This window comes from Luteibacter sp. RCC_6_2 (genome assembly GCF_041360655.1).
GTDB lineage: Bacteria > Pseudomonadota > Gammaproteobacteria > Xanthomonadales > Rhodanobacteraceae > Luteibacter.
Genome location: NZ_JBFUPQ010000019.1, coordinates 1 through 13,889, shown reverse-complemented (window position 1 = coordinate 13,889; position 13,889 = coordinate 1). Strand labels below are relative to the sequence as shown.

At 66.8% G+C, this 13,889-nt stretch carries 13 protein-coding genes; 8 read left to right on the top strand and 5 right to left on the bottom strand.

Annotated elements, in window-relative coordinates:
* Positions 1-279 precede the first annotated feature (279 nt).
* The gene (locus AB6730_RS17375) at positions 280-1,899 is read right to left on the bottom strand and encodes an MASE1 domain-containing protein (RefSeq protein WP_371024860.1); all 1,620 of its coding nucleotides are present in this window, start codon (positions 1,897-1,899) and stop codon (positions 280-282) included.
* A gap of 88 nt (positions 1,900-1,987) precedes the next feature.
* On the opposite strand from AB6730_RS17375, the gene AB6730_RS17370 reads away from it, so the two are divergent.
* Positions 1,988-2,617, top strand: coding sequence for a response regulator (locus tag AB6730_RS17370; RefSeq protein ID WP_371024859.1), 630 nt, complete (start codon positions 1,988-1,990; stop codon positions 2,615-2,617).
* Positions 2,618-2,762: 145 nt separating this feature from the next.
* Here AB6730_RS17370 and recN read toward each other — a convergent pair whose 3' ends face one another.
* Positions 2,763-4,433, bottom strand: a complete 1,671-nt coding sequence (recN, locus tag AB6730_RS17365) for a DNA repair protein RecN (RefSeq protein ID WP_371024858.1) — start codon at positions 4,431-4,433, stop codon at positions 2,763-2,765.
* Positions 4,434-4,567: 134 nt separating this feature from the next.
* Here recN and hrcA point away from each other — a divergent pair, with 134 nt between their 5' ends.
* The 4 genes from hrcA to dnaJ all read left to right on the top strand — a co-directional run bounded on the left by hrcA (position 4,568) and on the right by dnaJ (position 9,525).
* Positions 4,568-5,629 (top strand): heat-inducible transcriptional repressor HrcA, encoded by a 1,062-nt coding sequence (gene hrcA / locus AB6730_RS17360; RefSeq protein WP_371024857.1) that lies wholly within the window; start codon positions 4,568-4,570, stop codon positions 5,627-5,629.
* A gap of 86 nt (positions 5,630-5,715) precedes the next feature.
* Positions 5,716-6,255: a nucleotide exchange factor GrpE gene (gene grpE, locus AB6730_RS17355; protein ID WP_371024856.1), complete on the top strand. Its 540-nt coding sequence runs from the start codon at positions 5,716-5,718 to the stop codon at positions 6,253-6,255.
* 88 nt (positions 6,256-6,343) lie between these two features.
* Positions 6,344-8,269, top strand: coding sequence for a molecular chaperone DnaK (gene dnaK, locus AB6730_RS17350; RefSeq protein WP_371024855.1), 1,926 nt, complete (start codon positions 6,344-6,346; stop codon positions 8,267-8,269).
* 128 nt (positions 8,270-8,397) lie between these two features.
* Positions 8,398-9,525: a molecular chaperone DnaJ gene (dnaJ, locus tag AB6730_RS17345; RefSeq protein ID WP_371024854.1), complete on the top strand. Its 1,128-nt coding sequence runs from the start codon at positions 8,398-8,400 to the stop codon at positions 9,523-9,525.
* Between the two features lie 58 nt (positions 9,526-9,583).
* On the opposite strand, the gene AB6730_RS17340 is transcribed toward dnaJ, so the two are convergent.
* Positions 9,584-10,030 carry a DUF2147 domain-containing protein gene (locus AB6730_RS17340; protein WP_306847545.1) on the bottom strand — a complete coding sequence of 149 codons (447 nt, stop codon included), beginning with the start codon at positions 10,028-10,030 and terminating at the stop codon, positions 9,584-9,586.
* A gap of 140 nt (positions 10,031-10,170) precedes the next feature.
* Between AB6730_RS17340 and apbC the strand changes: the two genes are divergently transcribed.
* The 3 genes from apbC to AB6730_RS17325 all read left to right on the top strand — a co-directional run bounded on the left by apbC (position 10,171) and on the right by AB6730_RS17325 (position 12,471).
* Positions 10,171-11,256 (top strand): iron-sulfur cluster carrier protein ApbC, encoded by a 1,086-nt coding sequence (gene apbC, locus AB6730_RS17335; protein ID WP_371024853.1) that lies wholly within the window; start codon positions 10,171-10,173, stop codon positions 11,254-11,256.
* A 69-nt stretch (positions 11,257-11,325) separates the two neighbouring features.
* Positions 11,326-11,892, top strand: a complete 567-nt coding sequence (gene dcd, locus AB6730_RS17330) for a dCTP deaminase (RefSeq protein WP_036114141.1) — start codon at positions 11,326-11,328, stop codon at positions 11,890-11,892.
* Positions 11,893-11,979: 87 nt separating this feature from the next.
* Positions 11,980-12,471 (top strand): hypothetical protein, encoded by a 492-nt coding sequence (locus AB6730_RS17325; RefSeq protein WP_371024852.1) that lies wholly within the window; start codon positions 11,980-11,982, stop codon positions 12,469-12,471.
* 102 nt (positions 12,472-12,573) lie between these two features.
* On the opposite strand, the gene AB6730_RS17320 is transcribed toward AB6730_RS17325, so the two are convergent.
* Positions 12,574-12,990: an HIT domain-containing protein gene (locus AB6730_RS17320; protein ID WP_371024851.1), complete on the bottom strand. Its 417-nt coding sequence runs from the start codon at positions 12,988-12,990 to the stop codon at positions 12,574-12,576.
* Positions 12,987-13,658 carry a dienelactone hydrolase family protein gene (locus tag AB6730_RS17315; protein WP_371024850.1) on the bottom strand — a complete coding sequence of 224 codons (672 nt, stop codon included), beginning with the start codon at positions 13,656-13,658 and terminating at the stop codon, positions 12,987-12,989. Before AB6730_RS17315 ends, AB6730_RS17320 begins: the two co-directional genes overlap by 4 nt.
* Positions 13,659-13,889 lie beyond the last annotated feature (231 nt).

Sequence of the window (13,889 nt, the reverse complement as noted above, 5' to 3'; positions counted from 1 at the left end):
ACAAGTCGGCTCCCACCAGGGTGGCTTCCAGCAGGGTGGCTTCCACCAGGGGCGGGCCCAAAAAAACGCCGCCGGTGGACTCCTGTCCACCGACGGCTTGATCCGGTGTCTTCAAGGTTCGTGGATCGCGAGTTGCTCGCTGGATCCCGTTCTCCATGTCGCACCGGCGAGGCCGACATCCTGTCGCCTCATCAGGTCGATCGTCCCCACGACCGACCTGGGCTCACCGTCTCTCGACGGCGGCTCCCCCACATCGATAATGGGATCGTAACGAAGCGTTCACCCACCCGGTATCGGAAAATTTCCTATGTTGCTTCCGATACTTGTGCTGCGAAGCAGCACGCGAAGGTGAAGTCCTACAGGTTCCGGACGGATGCGGAAGAGGCCGCCGAGGGCGGTGATCCGGTCGCTCATTCCCTGCAATCCGCGACCCCCGCCATCGGTGCGGACGGGGCGTGGGGTGGAGGGCAGGCCGGCCCCGTCGTCACGGATGTCGAGGATCGCCACGGGGCCGCTGTCGCGCAGGCCGATACGCAGGCGCAGCTTCATCTCACGAGCGCCGGAGTGCCGGACCACGTTGGTCGCGCTCTCCTGGACGACACGGTAGATGGCCGTCAGGGTGTCGTCGTCGAGCAGGCGGGGGTCGCCCCGCAGGTCGGTCATGTAGTGGATGCCCGCGGCGGTAAGCATGTCGCGCACCGGGCCTTCGTCCAAGGCGCGCAACAGGCCGAACTCGTCCAGGACCGAGGGGCGCAGGCTGTCGAGCATCTTGTGCAGGGCCCGGCGCATATGGCCGAGGATGCCGTTGATCGACATGCCGATGTCTTCGAGACCGGCACTGCCGAGGCGGGCCTGGGCCAGCTTCAGGTGGGTTTGGATCGCGGTGAGGTTCTGGCCGAGCTCGTCGTGCAGTTCCGCGGCCATGTGACGGCGCAGGTTTTCCTCCGCCTGGAGATTGCCGCGCGCGGCGTCGCGCAGCTGCCGCGCAAGCTGGTCCAGGCGCTGGTTGGCGGCGGCCAGATGGGTGTTCTGCTGGGCCACGCGCTCGCTGCTGCGGCGCAGCGCATCGGTCGCCGCACCGAGCATCAACGTGCCCGTGCCCGCCACGGCCAGGAACAGGTGAGCGGCCGCCGTGGGCGCTCCGCGGCCGATCATGTCCTCGGTGACATTCAGCCCCACGCTGGTGATCAGCATGGCCAGGCCGGCGCCGCGCCAACCGTGGCGGAATGCGAAGAACAGCACCGGCGCCAGGGAGAGGACCCGGGCGAACTGCGGTTGTGGCGAGTATTCCGCGAGCGTGATCAGGATGGCCAGCGAGGGAAGCATCACCAGCAGGCCGTCGAGCAACAGTTCGCCCATGGCCGCTTGCGTGGGCCGCTCGCGGAACGCCAGGATCATGACCGGCACCACCAGCAGCACGCCCAGGTAGTTGCCGAGCAGGTCGCTGCCGAAGGTGGTACCCAGCATCTCCACCGGGGCGGCGGGATGCATGGAAGCCATCATCGCGGCGTTGCCGGCGGTGGCCACCGTGGCCGTGACCATGGCCGAGAGCAGCAGGCGGGCGACGTCCTCGGGCGTGTTGAGGCTGGCATGCAGGTGCGCGCGGCGCAGCAGCCACAGGCAGGCGGCCACCATCAGCGGTTCGGGAGCATCGCCCAGGACGAAGCCCGCGCCGCCGATCGGCAGGCCGCTGCGCCATTCGCAAAAGGCGCTGGCGGCGATCTCGGCCCCGAGTATCCAGAACCAGTGACGCGTGCGCATCAACAGCAGCGCGCCGAAGCGGAGGCCGAAGGGCAGCACCCAGTAGGGCTGCTCGGTCGGCCACAGCATCACCCACGCCGCGGCGTACGCGAGCGCGAACAGGGGGCCGGCGAAGCGTGAAAGACCGAGTAGTCGCATTGGCGGAATGTTACACGGCCGATGCGCGGAGCCGACGCCGCGGATCGAGCCATACGCACGCGTCGGGAGAGCCTGCTACATTCTGCCCATGCCCAGAATCGTCCTTGTAGATGACCATGCCATCGTCCGTGAGGGTTTCAAGCGCCTCATCGAGCTGGAACCCGACCTCGATGTCGTCGCCGAAGCCCGCAACGCCGATGAGGCGGTGGACGCGGTCACCCAACATCGGCCGGACCTGGTGGCGGTGGACCTGTCCCTGCCGGATGGCAGCGGGCTGCCGCTGATCGAGCACCTGGGCAGCATCGCGCCCGGGATGAAGATCGTGGTGCTGAGCATGCACGACGGCGAACCCTACGTATCCGAGGCACTGCGTCGTGGTGCCCGCGGTTATGTGACCAAGGGCGTGGCGCCCGAGGAACTGGTGGCCGCGGTGCGCTCGGTGCTCGGCGGCGACCAGTACCTGAGTTCGGACCTGCGCGAGCGCCGCTCGGGCCGGCCGACCACCGACCTGGACCCGTTCAATCGCCTGACCGCCCGCGAGCGGGAGGTCTTCCTGCTATTGGCGGCTGGCCGCGCGCCCAAGCAAGTGGCCGCGGAACTCGGCATCGGGCAGAAGACGATCTACATCCACCGCGCCGCGGTGATGAACAAGCTCAACGCCGGCTCGGAACTGGACCTCTACCGCATGGCCCAAGAGCGCGGGCTGATCCGCACCTGACCCCCGTCAATCCCACCGGAGCCCTCCGGTGGGAAACCATGACCGCGTAGAAGCCACAGCGAGGTAGGAAGCCACAGCCCGGTAGGAAGCCATAACCCGGTAGGAAGCCACTTAAGTGGCGATTCCCCAACCCTGACCCACCCCCTCACCCCTGCGCACGATCCAACATCTTCTTCGCATGCGCCCGCGTCTCCTTGGTGATCTCCACCCCCCCGAGCATGCGGCTGAGCTCGTCACGCCGCCCGGCGGCATCCAGCGCATGGATGCGCGTACGCGTCGCCTCGCCATCGCTCTCCTTCGCCACCTGCAAATGCGAGTGACCTTGGGCGGCCACCTGCGGCAGGTGCGTTACACACAGCACCTGCACGCGTTCACCGAGTGCACGCAGCTTCTGCCCGACCACCTCAGCCACCGCGCCGCCGATGCCGGTGTCCACCTCGTCGAAGATCATGCAGCCGATATTGTCGTTGCCCAGCGTGGCGACCTCGATGGCGAGGCTGATGCGGGCGAGTTCACCACCGGAAGCGACCTTGCGTAGCGGTCGCGGCGGTTGCCCCGGGTTGGCGCTGACCAGCAGTTCGCAACGTTCACGCCCTTGCGGATCGGGCTCGTCGCCCTCGGCGGGCTCCAGCGAGACTTCCAGTCGTCCACCGGCCATGCCCAGTTCGCCCATCAAGCCGGCGACGGTGCCGCCGAGCCTTCCCGCGGCCTCGGCGCGTGCCTTCGACAGGGCGGCGGCGGCGGTGTCGTAGGTCTGGTGCAGGCGGTCGCGCTCGCGGCCGAGGCGATCGAGCGCATCGCCGGCGCCTTCGAGTTCGGCCAGGCGCTCGCGGACATCGTCGGCCTTGGCCGTGAGTTCGGCGATCGGCAGGCGGTAGCGGCGTGAGAGGTCGTGCAGATGGGTGAGGTGGGTGTCTACCTCGGCCAACCGCTCGGGGTCTAGCTCGACATCTTGTGCGTAGCGGCTGAGGCCATCGACAGCTTCGCCCACCTGGATCTGCGCGCTGTCCAGCAGGTCCAGCGTCGGTGCGAGCGTGGCGTCGAGTTCGGCCAGGCGCGAGAGTTCCGCGTGCGCGCGGAGCAGGGCGCGGCCGATCGCGAATTCGCTTTCCCCGTCCAGCATCTCGACGACGCCGTTGGCGCCTTCGGCGAGACGGCCCGCGTTGGCGAGCCGGCGGTGCTGGGCTTCGAGGTCTTCGAGTGCGGCCGGAGCGAGCGCCCAGCGGTCGAGTTCCTCCAGTTCGTGGCTCAGCAGTCCGATCTGGTGTTCGCGGTCGTCGCCACCGGAGAGCGTGCGGATACGCGCCACGGCCTCGCGCCACGCCTTGGCCGTCTCGCGGACCTGGGCCAGGAGCGCCTCGTTGCCGGCATACGCGTCGAGCAGGGCCATCTGGTGCTGGCGCGAGAGCAGGGCCTGGTGCTCGTGCTGGCCGTGGATCTCCACGATCAGCGCGGCCAGCGCCGACATCTGGGCGAGGCTGGCCGGACGGCCGTTGATCCAGCCACGCGAGCTGCCCTCGGTACGGATCACCCGGCGGAGCTGGCAGGTCTGCCCGTCGTCGAGTTCTTCCTGGCGCAACCAGTCCAGGGCCTCGGGCAGGCCGGCGAGATCGAATTCCGCGGCCAGTTCGGCACGGTCGCTGCCGGCACGGACCATGCCGCTGTCGGCGCGGGCGCCGGCCAGGAGCATCAGCGCGTCCACCAGCAGGGACTTGCCGGCACCGGTCTCGCCGCTGACCACGGTGAGGCCCGGGCCGAAGGCGACCTCGGCTTCTTCGACGACGGCGAACTGGCGGACGTAGAGCGAGGTGAGCATGGGCACCGGAGTGGCGAAGGGAATCGCGCCGATTGTAGCGGCAGCCGCGTCGCAGAAGCCGAGACTTGCAAGCGGAGCGGCTAGACCTTATTGATAGCCCGACGATCCGACCCCTTTCCAACCCAGTCAGGCGCATGAATCCGTTTTCCGGTCACGACATCGATGCTCGCGCGCGCCGGCTGCTGCGGACCCTGATTTCCCAATACCTGTCCGATGGCGAGCCGGTCGGCTCACGCACGCTGGCGCGGTCCTCCGGCCTGGAAGTCAGCCCGGCGACGATCCGCAACATCATGGCCGACCTCGAGGAAGCCGGCCTGGTGGCCTCGCCGCACACCTCGGCGGGGCGTATCCCCACGCCGCGCGGGTTGCGCCTGTTCGTCGACAGCCTGCTCGAACTCAAGCCGCTGCCGCGCGACGAGATGGCCCGGCTGCAAGGCGGCCTGCCGCCACACCAGACGACCACCCGCGACCTGCTCGGCAATGTCTCGAACCTGCTCTCGGCGATGACCCATTTCGCCGGGGTGGTCACCGTGCCGCGCCAGGGCGATTTCCCGCTACGCCATATCGATTTCGTCAACCTGCCGGACGCCCGCGTGCTGGTGATCCTGGTGTTCTCGGACAACCAGGTGCAGAACCGCGTCGTCCAGCTGGCCCGCCCGCTGGAAGCCTCCGACCTGGAGCACGCGGCGAACTACCTGAATGCGCAGTTCGCCGGGTTCCGCCTGGCCGATATCCGTGCGCACCTGGCGACGGAACTGCGCGAGGCGGGCGGCGAGATCAACCGCCTGCTGTCCAGCGTGGTGGAACTGGCCACCGCCTCGTTCGCCACCGACGAGGACGCCGACGATGTCCTCGTCAGCGGCCAGACCAACCTGATGGGTTATTCGGAACTGGCCGACATCGACCGGCTCCGCGATCTCTTCGACGCCTTCCAGCAGAAGCGCGACCTGCTTCAGCTCATGGAAATGTGCGTCAAGGCCCCGGGCGTGCGCTTGTTCATCGGCGAGGAGTCCGGATTCTCGGCCCTCGACGGATGCAGCATCGTCACCGCCACCTACGGCACGAGCGGCCGCATGCTTGGCGCGATCGGAGTTATTGGACCGACGCGTATGGCATATGAGCGGGTCATCCCGGTGGTCCAGGCCACCGCCGGACTGCTCAGCGACGCCTTGAATCGCGCCGCGGCGACCTCATAAACCGCCACGGGAGGCGGGTTTACTATTTCCCGCAAATGTTCGGCCCCTCCATGGAGCGGGTCGGTAAGCTGACGTTTGGAGTAACCATGCAGAACAACGATCCCCACGTGCCGGATCCCGTACAGGACGGCGGCGCGGCCGACAACGAGGGCGTCAACGCCGATTTCGACGCGTTGACCGCGAAACTGGCCTCGCTCGAAGCCGAGTTGGGCCAGGCACGCGAGACGGTGCTGCGCGAGCGGGCGGAGATCGAGAACCAGCGCCGTCGCCTGCAGCGCGACCTGGACCAGGCCCGCCGCTTCGCCAACGAGAAGTTGCTCGGCGACCTGCTGCCGGTGTACGACGGCCTGGTGCTCGGCCTGGCCAACGAATCGGCCGACGCGAAGACCTTGCGCGAAGGCCTCGAGCTCACGCTGAAGCAGTTGGAAAAGGTCACCCAGGGCAATGGCCTCACGGTGGTCGATCCGTTGCACAAGCCGTTCAACCCGGAACACCACCAGGCGATCAGTTCGGTCGATTCGAACGAGCATCCGCCGGGAACCGTGGTCGCGGTGGTCCAGAAGGGTTTCATCCTCAACGACCGTCTGCTGCGTCCGGCGCTGGTCGCCGTGGTGCGCGACAACTGAACCCAAAGTATTGAATCGATGGGGCTGGGCCCCATTTTCCAACACAGTCGCGGCCGCGGGGGCCGCTTAGCATTTCGGAGCAACTTCAATGGCCAAGATCATCGGCATCGACCTCGGTACGACCAACTCCTGCGTCGCAGTGATGGAGGGTTCGACCGCGCGCGTCATCGAGAACGCGGAGGGCGATCGCACCACGCCGTCCATCGTCGCGTTCACCAAGGACAACGAGGTCCTGGTCGGCGCGCCGGCCAAGCGCCAGAGCGTCACCAATCCCAAGAACACCTTCTACGCGGTGAAGCGCCTCATCGGCCGCAAGTTCACCGACGCCGAAGTGCAGAAGGACATCAAGATCGTGCCGTACGGTATCGTCGCGCACGATAACGGCGACGCCTGGGTGCAGACCGCCGACGGCAAGAAGATGGCGCCGCAGGAGATTTCCTCGAAGGTGCTGATGAAGATGAAGAAGACCGCCGAGGATTTCCTCGGTGAGTCGGTCACCGAAGCGGTCATCACCGTGCCGGCGTACTTCAACGACAGCCAGCGCCAGGCCACGAAGGACGCCGGCCGCATCGCCGGCCTCGACGTCAAGCGCATCATCAACGAGCCGACCGCGGCCGCCCTGGCCTATGGCCTCGACAAGACCGACGCGCGCGATCGCAAGATCGCCGTGTACGACCTCGGCGGCGGTACGTTCGACGTCTCGATCATCGAGATCGCGAACGTCGACGGCGAGAAGCAGTTCGAAGTGCTGGCGACCAACGGCAACACCTTCCTGGGTGGCGAAGACTTCGACAACCGCGTCATCGACTACCTCGTCGACGAGTTCAAGAAGGAGCAGGGCATCGACCTGCGCCAGGACCAGCTCGCGCTGCAGCGCCTGAAGGACGCCGCCGAGCGCGCGAAGATCGAGCTTTCCTCGGCCCACCAGACCGACGTCAACCTGCCGTACGTTACCGCCGACGCCTCGGGCCCGAAGCACCTCAACATCAAGCTGACCCGCGCCAAGCTGGAGTCGCTGGTGGAAGACCTGGTCAAGGGCACGATCGATCCCTGCCGCACCGCGCTCAACGACGCCGGCCTGCGTGTGTCCGACATCCACGAGGTGATCCTCGTCGGTGGCCAGACCCGCATGCCGAAGGTGCAGGAAGCGGTGAAGGACTTCTTCGGCAAGGAGCCGCGCAAGGACGTCAATCCGGATGAAGCCGTGGCCGTCGGTGCCGCGATCCAGGGCGGCGTGCTGGGCGGCTCGGTGAAGGACGTGCTCCTGCTCGACGTCACCCCGCTGTCGCTCGGCATCGAGACGATGGGCGGCGTGATGACCAAGCTCATCGAGAAGAACACCACGGTGCCGACCAAGGCATCGCAGACCTTCTCGACCGCCGACGACAACCAGACCGCCGTCACCGTGCACGTCCTCCAGGGCGAGCGCGAGCGCGCGAACGCGAACAAGTCGCTGGGCAAGTTCGACCTGCAGGGCATTCGCCCGGCACCGCGTGGCACGCCGCAGATCGAGGTCACCTTCGACATCGACGCCAACGGCATCCTGCACGTGTCGGCGAAGGACAAGGACACCGGCAAGGAACAGAAAATCGAGATCAAGGCCGGCTCGGGCCTCTCGGACGAAGAGATCCAGCGCATGGTCGCCGACGCGGAAGCCAACCGCGAGGATGACAAGAAGTTCCACGAGCTCGTGCAGGTGCGCAACAAGGCCGATCAGCTCGTGCACGCCACGCGCAGCCAGCTGAAGGAACACGGTGGCAAGATCCCGGCCGAGCAGCTCGCCGGTATCGACACCGCGGTGTCCGAGCTGGAGAAGCTCAAGGACAGCGACGACAAGGCCGCGATCGAGGCGAAGATCGCCAACCTCGAACAGGTGGCGCAGGCGCTCGCGGCGGCGGCCCAGTCCGGCGGCACGCAGGACACCGCGCAGCAGTCCGCGCCGGGCGGCGGTTCGGCCCAGCCGGACGACGTGGTCGACGCCGAGTTCACCGAGGTCAAGGACGACAAGAAGTAAGTCGTCCTGAGTAAAGCGATGCCCTGCCGCGGCTCCAGCGTCCGCGGCAGGGCAAGGGTCAACCGGATCGATCGCGCCGAAGGGTTTCCCGCCGGCGCGTTCGTTCGTCCAGGGAAAGCAAGCGTGCAATGAGCAGCAAGCGCGACTACTACGAAATCCTCGGTGTGGAACGCACCGTGAGCGAGGGCGACCTCAAGAAGACCTTTCGTCGCGTCGCGATGAAGTATCACCCCGACCGCAATCCGGAACCGGAAGCGCTCGAGAAATTCAAGGAAGCCAAGGAAGCCTACGACGTGCTGTCCGATGCGCAGAAGCGCGCGGCGTACGATCAGTACGGCCATGCCGCCTTCGAGGGCGGTGGCTTCGGTCGTGGCAACGGCGCCGGTTTCGGCGACGTGGGCGACATCTTCGGCGACATCTTCGGTGACATTTTCGGCGGTGGCGGCGGACGCCAGCGCACACGCCGTGGCGCCGACCTTCGCTACATGATGGATCTCGATCTCGAGGAAGCCGTGTTCGGCGTCGAGAAGAAGATCGAGGTACCCACCCAGGTCAACTGCCATCACTGCAATGGCACCGGCTCGGAAGACGGCAAGGTCTCCACCTGTTCCACCTGCGCCGGCCATGGCCGCGTGCGCATGCAGAACGGCATCTTCTCCATCCAGCAAGCCTGTCCGACCTGCCATGGTTCCGGCCAGAAGATCGACAAGCCCTGCAAGAAGTGCCACGGCGAAGGCCGCCTCGAGGAAGAACGCACGCTATCGGTGCGCATTCCCGCGGGCGTGGACAATGGCGATCGCATCCGCCTGACGGGGCAGGGTGAGGCCGGTCCCGCTGGGTCGCCGGCGGGCGACCTCTACGTGGAAGTGCGCGTGCGCGAGCACAAGATCTTCCAGCGCGACGGTTCCGACCTCTACTGCGAAGTGCCCATCCGTTTCGCGCAGGCCGCGCTCGGCACCGAGCTGGCCGTGCCGACACTCGAAGGCGAAGTTCCGGTGAACGTGCCGCCTGAAACACAGACGGGCCAGCAATTCCGCCTGCGCGGACGCGGCGTCAAGTCGGTTCGCGGTGGGCGTACCGGCGACCTCATCTGCACCGTGGTGGTGGAGACGCCGGTCCGCCTCACGAAGGAGCAGCGCGACCTGCTCACCCAGCTGGAAGCCACGTTCGTGGGTGACGAAGCGGCAAAGCATACGCCGCGTTCGAACACCTTCATCGACGGCGTCAAGGACTTCTGGTCACGCGTCACGTCGTAAACCGACGCGGGCGGCAGGAGCGCATGGCGCGCTCCTGCCGTTGGTGATCCGCCGAGGCTTATTCGGCCCGCACCCACTCCTGGCTGCGCCCGATCAGCGAGAACCCCACGTACCCGTGCACGTCGAGGGTCTTCCCTCCGTCTTCGAGCTTGAGCGTGACCTTGTAGATCTTGCCCTTGGCCGGGTCGAGAATCTGGCCGCCGGACCACTCGTCGCCGTCCTTCTTCAGGCCCCACATGATGGTCATGCCTTCGATGGGCTTGTTCTTGCGTTCGCCATCGCACTCGGTGCAGAGCGGGTGAGGGCCATGCTCGGACTTGAGCACCTGGAGCACCTTGCCCTCGAGCAAGCCGCCGTTCTCGGTGATCTCGACGATGGATTTCACTTCCTTGGTCTTGTCGTCGATCGTCTTCCACTTGCCCACGGGCGAGTCGTTGGCGGCCAGGGCGGGGAGGGCGCTCGCGGCAAAGGCGAGGGCGAAGGCGGTGCGGATCAGAGGCTTCATAGGCTCGGGGGCTCCCCATACGGTCAGGTACGGCCGGAGCCTGACGACCGCCGGGACGCCCGTCAAGCTGCATCGCGCCAGACCGAGGCGGCGCCCACGCTGGCATAATGGCTGATCTTCGATTTTCCTCACGTGTCCCCATGACCCAGCCCAGCGAAACCCTCGTCCGCGGCATCCTCGACCGCGTCATCGATCCCCATTCCGGTCAACCCCTGGGCGCGTCCCTGCGCGCCGTCGGCGTGGACGGCGACCGAGTGTCGGTGGATATCCAACTGGGCTATCCGGCCACCGGCTACCTGGAGCAGGCGGCGCATGACGCCAGGGACGCCCTGCAGGCCGACCCGGCCATCGCCTCGGCGGCCGTGTCGGTCAGCTGGCGCGTGCACCCGCACAAGGTTCAGGGCCAGCTGGCGCCGTTGCCAGGGGTGAAGAACATCATCGCCGTCGCCTCCGGCAAGGGCGGCGTGGGCAAGTCCACGGTATCGGTGAACCTCGCCCTGGCCCTCGCCACCGAAGGCGCCACGGTCGGCATCCTCGATGCCGACATCTACGGGCCGAGCCAGCCGCGCATGCTCGGCCTCAGCGGCAAGCCGTCGTCGCCCGACGGCAAGAGCATCGTGCCGATGCGCGCCCATGGCCTCCAGGCAATGTCGATCGGCGTGCTGATCGAAGAAGACACGCCGATGATCTGGCGTGGCCCGATGGTCACCCAGGCGCTCATGCAGCTGCTGACCGACACGCGCTGGGAAGAACTCGACTACCTCATCATCGACCTGCCGCCGGGTACCGGCGACATCCAGCTCACGCTTTCGCAGAAAGTGCCGGTGTCCGGCGCGGTGATCGTCACCACGCCGCAGGACATCGCCCTGCTCGATGCACGCAAGGCGCTGGGCATGTTCCGCAAGGTGGAGGTGCCCGTCCTCGGCGTGGTGGAAAACATGGCCACCCATATCTGCTCGAACTGCGGGCACGAGGAACATATCTTCGGCCACGGCGGCGGCGCGCGCATGGCGCAGGAAGCCGGCATCGCCTTCCTCGGCGAACTGCCGCTGGACATCCGTATCCGTCAGCAGGCGGACGACGGCAAGCCCACCGTGGCGGCCATCCCCGATTCCGACCTTGCCGCGCGCTATCGCGCCATCGCCCGTACCACGGCGGCGAAGCTGTCGTTGCAGGCGCGCAACAAGGCCATTTCGTTCCCGAAGATCGTCATCCAGAACACCTGACGCCGCACGCCAAGTGGCGTGCACGGCGACGTTCCTATACCTTTCCGGCTCCAGCGAGGGAGACAGTACGTGAGCATCAAGTCCGACAAGTGGATCCGCCGCATGGCCGAGCAGCACGGCATGATCGAGCCGTTCGCCCCTGGCCAGGTCAAGGAGCGCGACGGCCACCGGCTGGTGTCCTACGGCACGTCCAGCTACGGCTACGACGTGCGTTGCGCCGACGAGTTCAAGGTGTTCACCAACATCAACTCCACGATCGTCGATCCGAAAGCCTTCGACGAGCGCAGCTTCGTCGACGTGAAGTCCGATGTCTGCATCATTCCGCCGAACTCGTTCGCGTTGGCGCGCACCGTCGAGTATTTCCGCATCCCGCGCCAGGTCCTCACCATCTGCCTCGGTAAAAGCACCTACGCGCGCTGCGGCATCATCGTGAACGTGACCCCGCTCGAACCCGAGTGGGAGGGCCACGTGACCCTGGAGTTCTCGAACACCACGCCGCTGCCCGCAAAAATCTACGCCAACGAGGGCGTGGCGCAGATGCTCTTCCTCGAATCCGACGAGGAGTGCGAAGTGTCCTACGCCGACCGCGGCGGCAAGTACCAGGGCCAGCGCGGCGTCACCCTGCCAAGCACCTGAACGCGGCCTTCACGTCGCATCCGCGCGCGACATCGGCGCGCGGTAGACTCGCCCATTCCACGCCATACCGATCCACGGAGACACCGCATGATCCGAGTTCCCACCCTGATGGCCCGCGCCACCGCGGCGCTCCTCCTTGCCAGCATGCTGGTGCTGGCCGGCTGCCATCGCGGCGCCTCGAAGGCCGACCACGTCTCGACCGAGCAGGGTCAGTTCGACTACACCATCAAGGCGTACAAGAGCGGCCAGTTCATCGTCGACGGCGCGGTACTTTCCGCCGCCGACACCGGTAGCCACTTCGCCTACCTGAAGGACCAGGGCAAGCTGCCGAAGACGGTGCTCGTGCTGCCCAGCGACGACTCCAAGATCCGCGACAACCACCTCGGATTCCTGGCCCGCATGCAGCTGGATTACGGTTTCGCGGTGTACTACGACAAGAAGGGCGAGCTGGTTCGCCTGAACGCCGTCGAGGAAAAGGCCCGTCAGCTGGAAGATACCCCGCACAAGGCCGCCTTGCCGGATCGCATGCAGGGTAAGGAAGCCTCCAGCGGCGCTTACGACCCGCAGACGCAGCAGTAAGCCGCTCCTGCGTGGCATCGAAAGGCCCCGTCACTCCCGCTTCGGTGGGAGTGACGGGGCCTTTCTGCTGTCTGTGGGACAGGTAGCCGTCGCCGGCTCTGGCTACGAAAGCCCCAGTCGCGCCCTGAGCGCTTCCACCCGCCGCTCGGCCTCGCCGTCGGCATAGGCTTCGGACGCGCCATGCCCCCAGACGGGTCCCGGCCATGCCGCATCGCCTTCCACCCGGGCCACCACGTGGACGTGAAGCTGGCGGACGATGTTGCCCAGCGCGCCGATGTTGAGCTTGTCGCAAGGCGCCACCGTGCGCAGGGCGTCGCCGGCGGCGTCCACTTCGCGCCACAACGCCGCGCGTTCATCCGGCGGAAGATCGGCCACCTCCACCATCCCGCTCCGGCGCGGCACCAGTACCAGCCAGGCGTAGCGGCTGTCGCGCATCAGCAGCAACCTGCACAGGGGCAGGTCGCCCACGGGCAGGGTGTCGCCCGCGAGGCGCGGGTCCAGTGCGAAATCCCGGCTCACTTGAGTTCGCGGGCGAAGAAGGCCAGGGTCCGCTCCCAGGCGAGCTTCGCGCTCGGTTCGTCGTAGCTGGCGCGGGCATCGCAATTGAAGCCGTGGTCGGCCGGATAGACCCAGGTATCCATTTCCGGCTTCAGTTCGCGGTGCTTTTCCACCATCTCCGGCGGAATCGAATGGTCGCGCTCACCGAAATGGAAGATCACGTTGGCCTTGGCCGGTTCGGGCAAGAAGGGGACGTTCCTCGAACCGTAATAGCTCGACGAGGGCAGGCCGAGGCGCAGGGCGGCCAGCACGGCCACCGTGCCGCCCCAGCAATAGCCGACCGTACCCACCTTCACCTTGTATTGGTCGGCGATGAGACGGGCGGCGATGTCGGTGTCCTGCATCGGCCGGAGCAGGCCCAGTTCGGCGATCAGCTTGCTGCCTTTCTGCATGCCTTCCTGGTCGTAGCCCAGTTCCACGCCTTTCTGCACCGGGTCGAACAGGGCGGGCGCGATGGCGACGTAACCCTCCGCCGCGAAGCGGTCGGCAACGCTACGGATGTGCGCGTTCACGCCGAAGATCTCCTGGATCACCACGATGCCGCCCTTGGGCGTGCCCGAGGGTTCGGCCAGGTAGGCGTCCATGCTTTCGTGCGGGCGGGAGGTGTCGAGGATCAGGGTACGGCCCATGGGGCGGATCTCCGTCAGGGTGGGGTAGGGAAACACCAAGGTTAACCGGGAGCCCATGTCGGGTGGGAGCCGCCCCCCTAGTCGGAGCCGACCTTTGTGGGAGCCGACCTTGTCGGCGATCCCGCGGCAGCGGGCCAGACTGAGGCAAGCACCCATCGCCGACAAGGTCGGCTTGTGTCTTTCCGAAGGGCTAGGCTTGGAGGTGAGAGCGGAGTGCGGCAAGCCGATGGA

Bases quoted from the DNA above. Each gene is read 5' to 3' on its own strand.
- AB6730_RS17375 (WP_371024860.1), bottom strand. From the start codon at position 1,899: ATGCGACTACTCGGTCTTTCACGCTTCGCCGGCCCCCTGTTCGCGCTC.
- AB6730_RS17370 (WP_371024859.1), top strand. From the start codon at position 1,988: ATGCCCAGAATCGTCCTTGTAGATGACCATGCCATCGTCCGTGAGGGT.
- recN (WP_371024858.1), bottom strand. From the start codon at position 4,433: ATGCTCACCTCGCTCTACGTCCGCCAGTTCGCCGTCGTCGAAGAAGCC.
- hrcA (WP_371024857.1), top strand. From the start codon at position 4,568: ATGAATCCGTTTTCCGGTCACGACATCGATGCTCGCGCGCGCCGGCTG.
- grpE (WP_371024856.1), top strand. From the start codon at position 5,716: ATGCAGAACAACGATCCCCACGTGCCGGATCCCGTACAGGACGGCGGC.
- dnaK (WP_371024855.1), top strand. From the start codon at position 6,344: ATGGCCAAGATCATCGGCATCGACCTCGGTACGACCAACTCCTGCGTC.
- dnaJ (WP_371024854.1), top strand. From the start codon at position 8,398: ATGAGCAGCAAGCGCGACTACTACGAAATCCTCGGTGTGGAACGCACC.
- AB6730_RS17340 (WP_306847545.1), bottom strand. From the start codon at position 10,030: ATGAAGCCTCTGATCCGCACCGCCTTCGCCCTCGCCTTTGCCGCGAGC.
- apbC (WP_371024853.1), top strand. From the start codon at position 10,171: ATGACCCAGCCCAGCGAAACCCTCGTCCGCGGCATCCTCGACCGCGTC.
- AB6730_RS17325 (WP_371024852.1), top strand. From the start codon at position 11,980: ATGATCCGAGTTCCCACCCTGATGGCCCGCGCCACCGCGGCGCTCCTC.
- AB6730_RS17315 (WP_371024850.1), bottom strand. From the start codon at position 13,658: ATGGGCCGTACCCTGATCCTCGACACCTCCCGCCCGCACGAAAGCATG.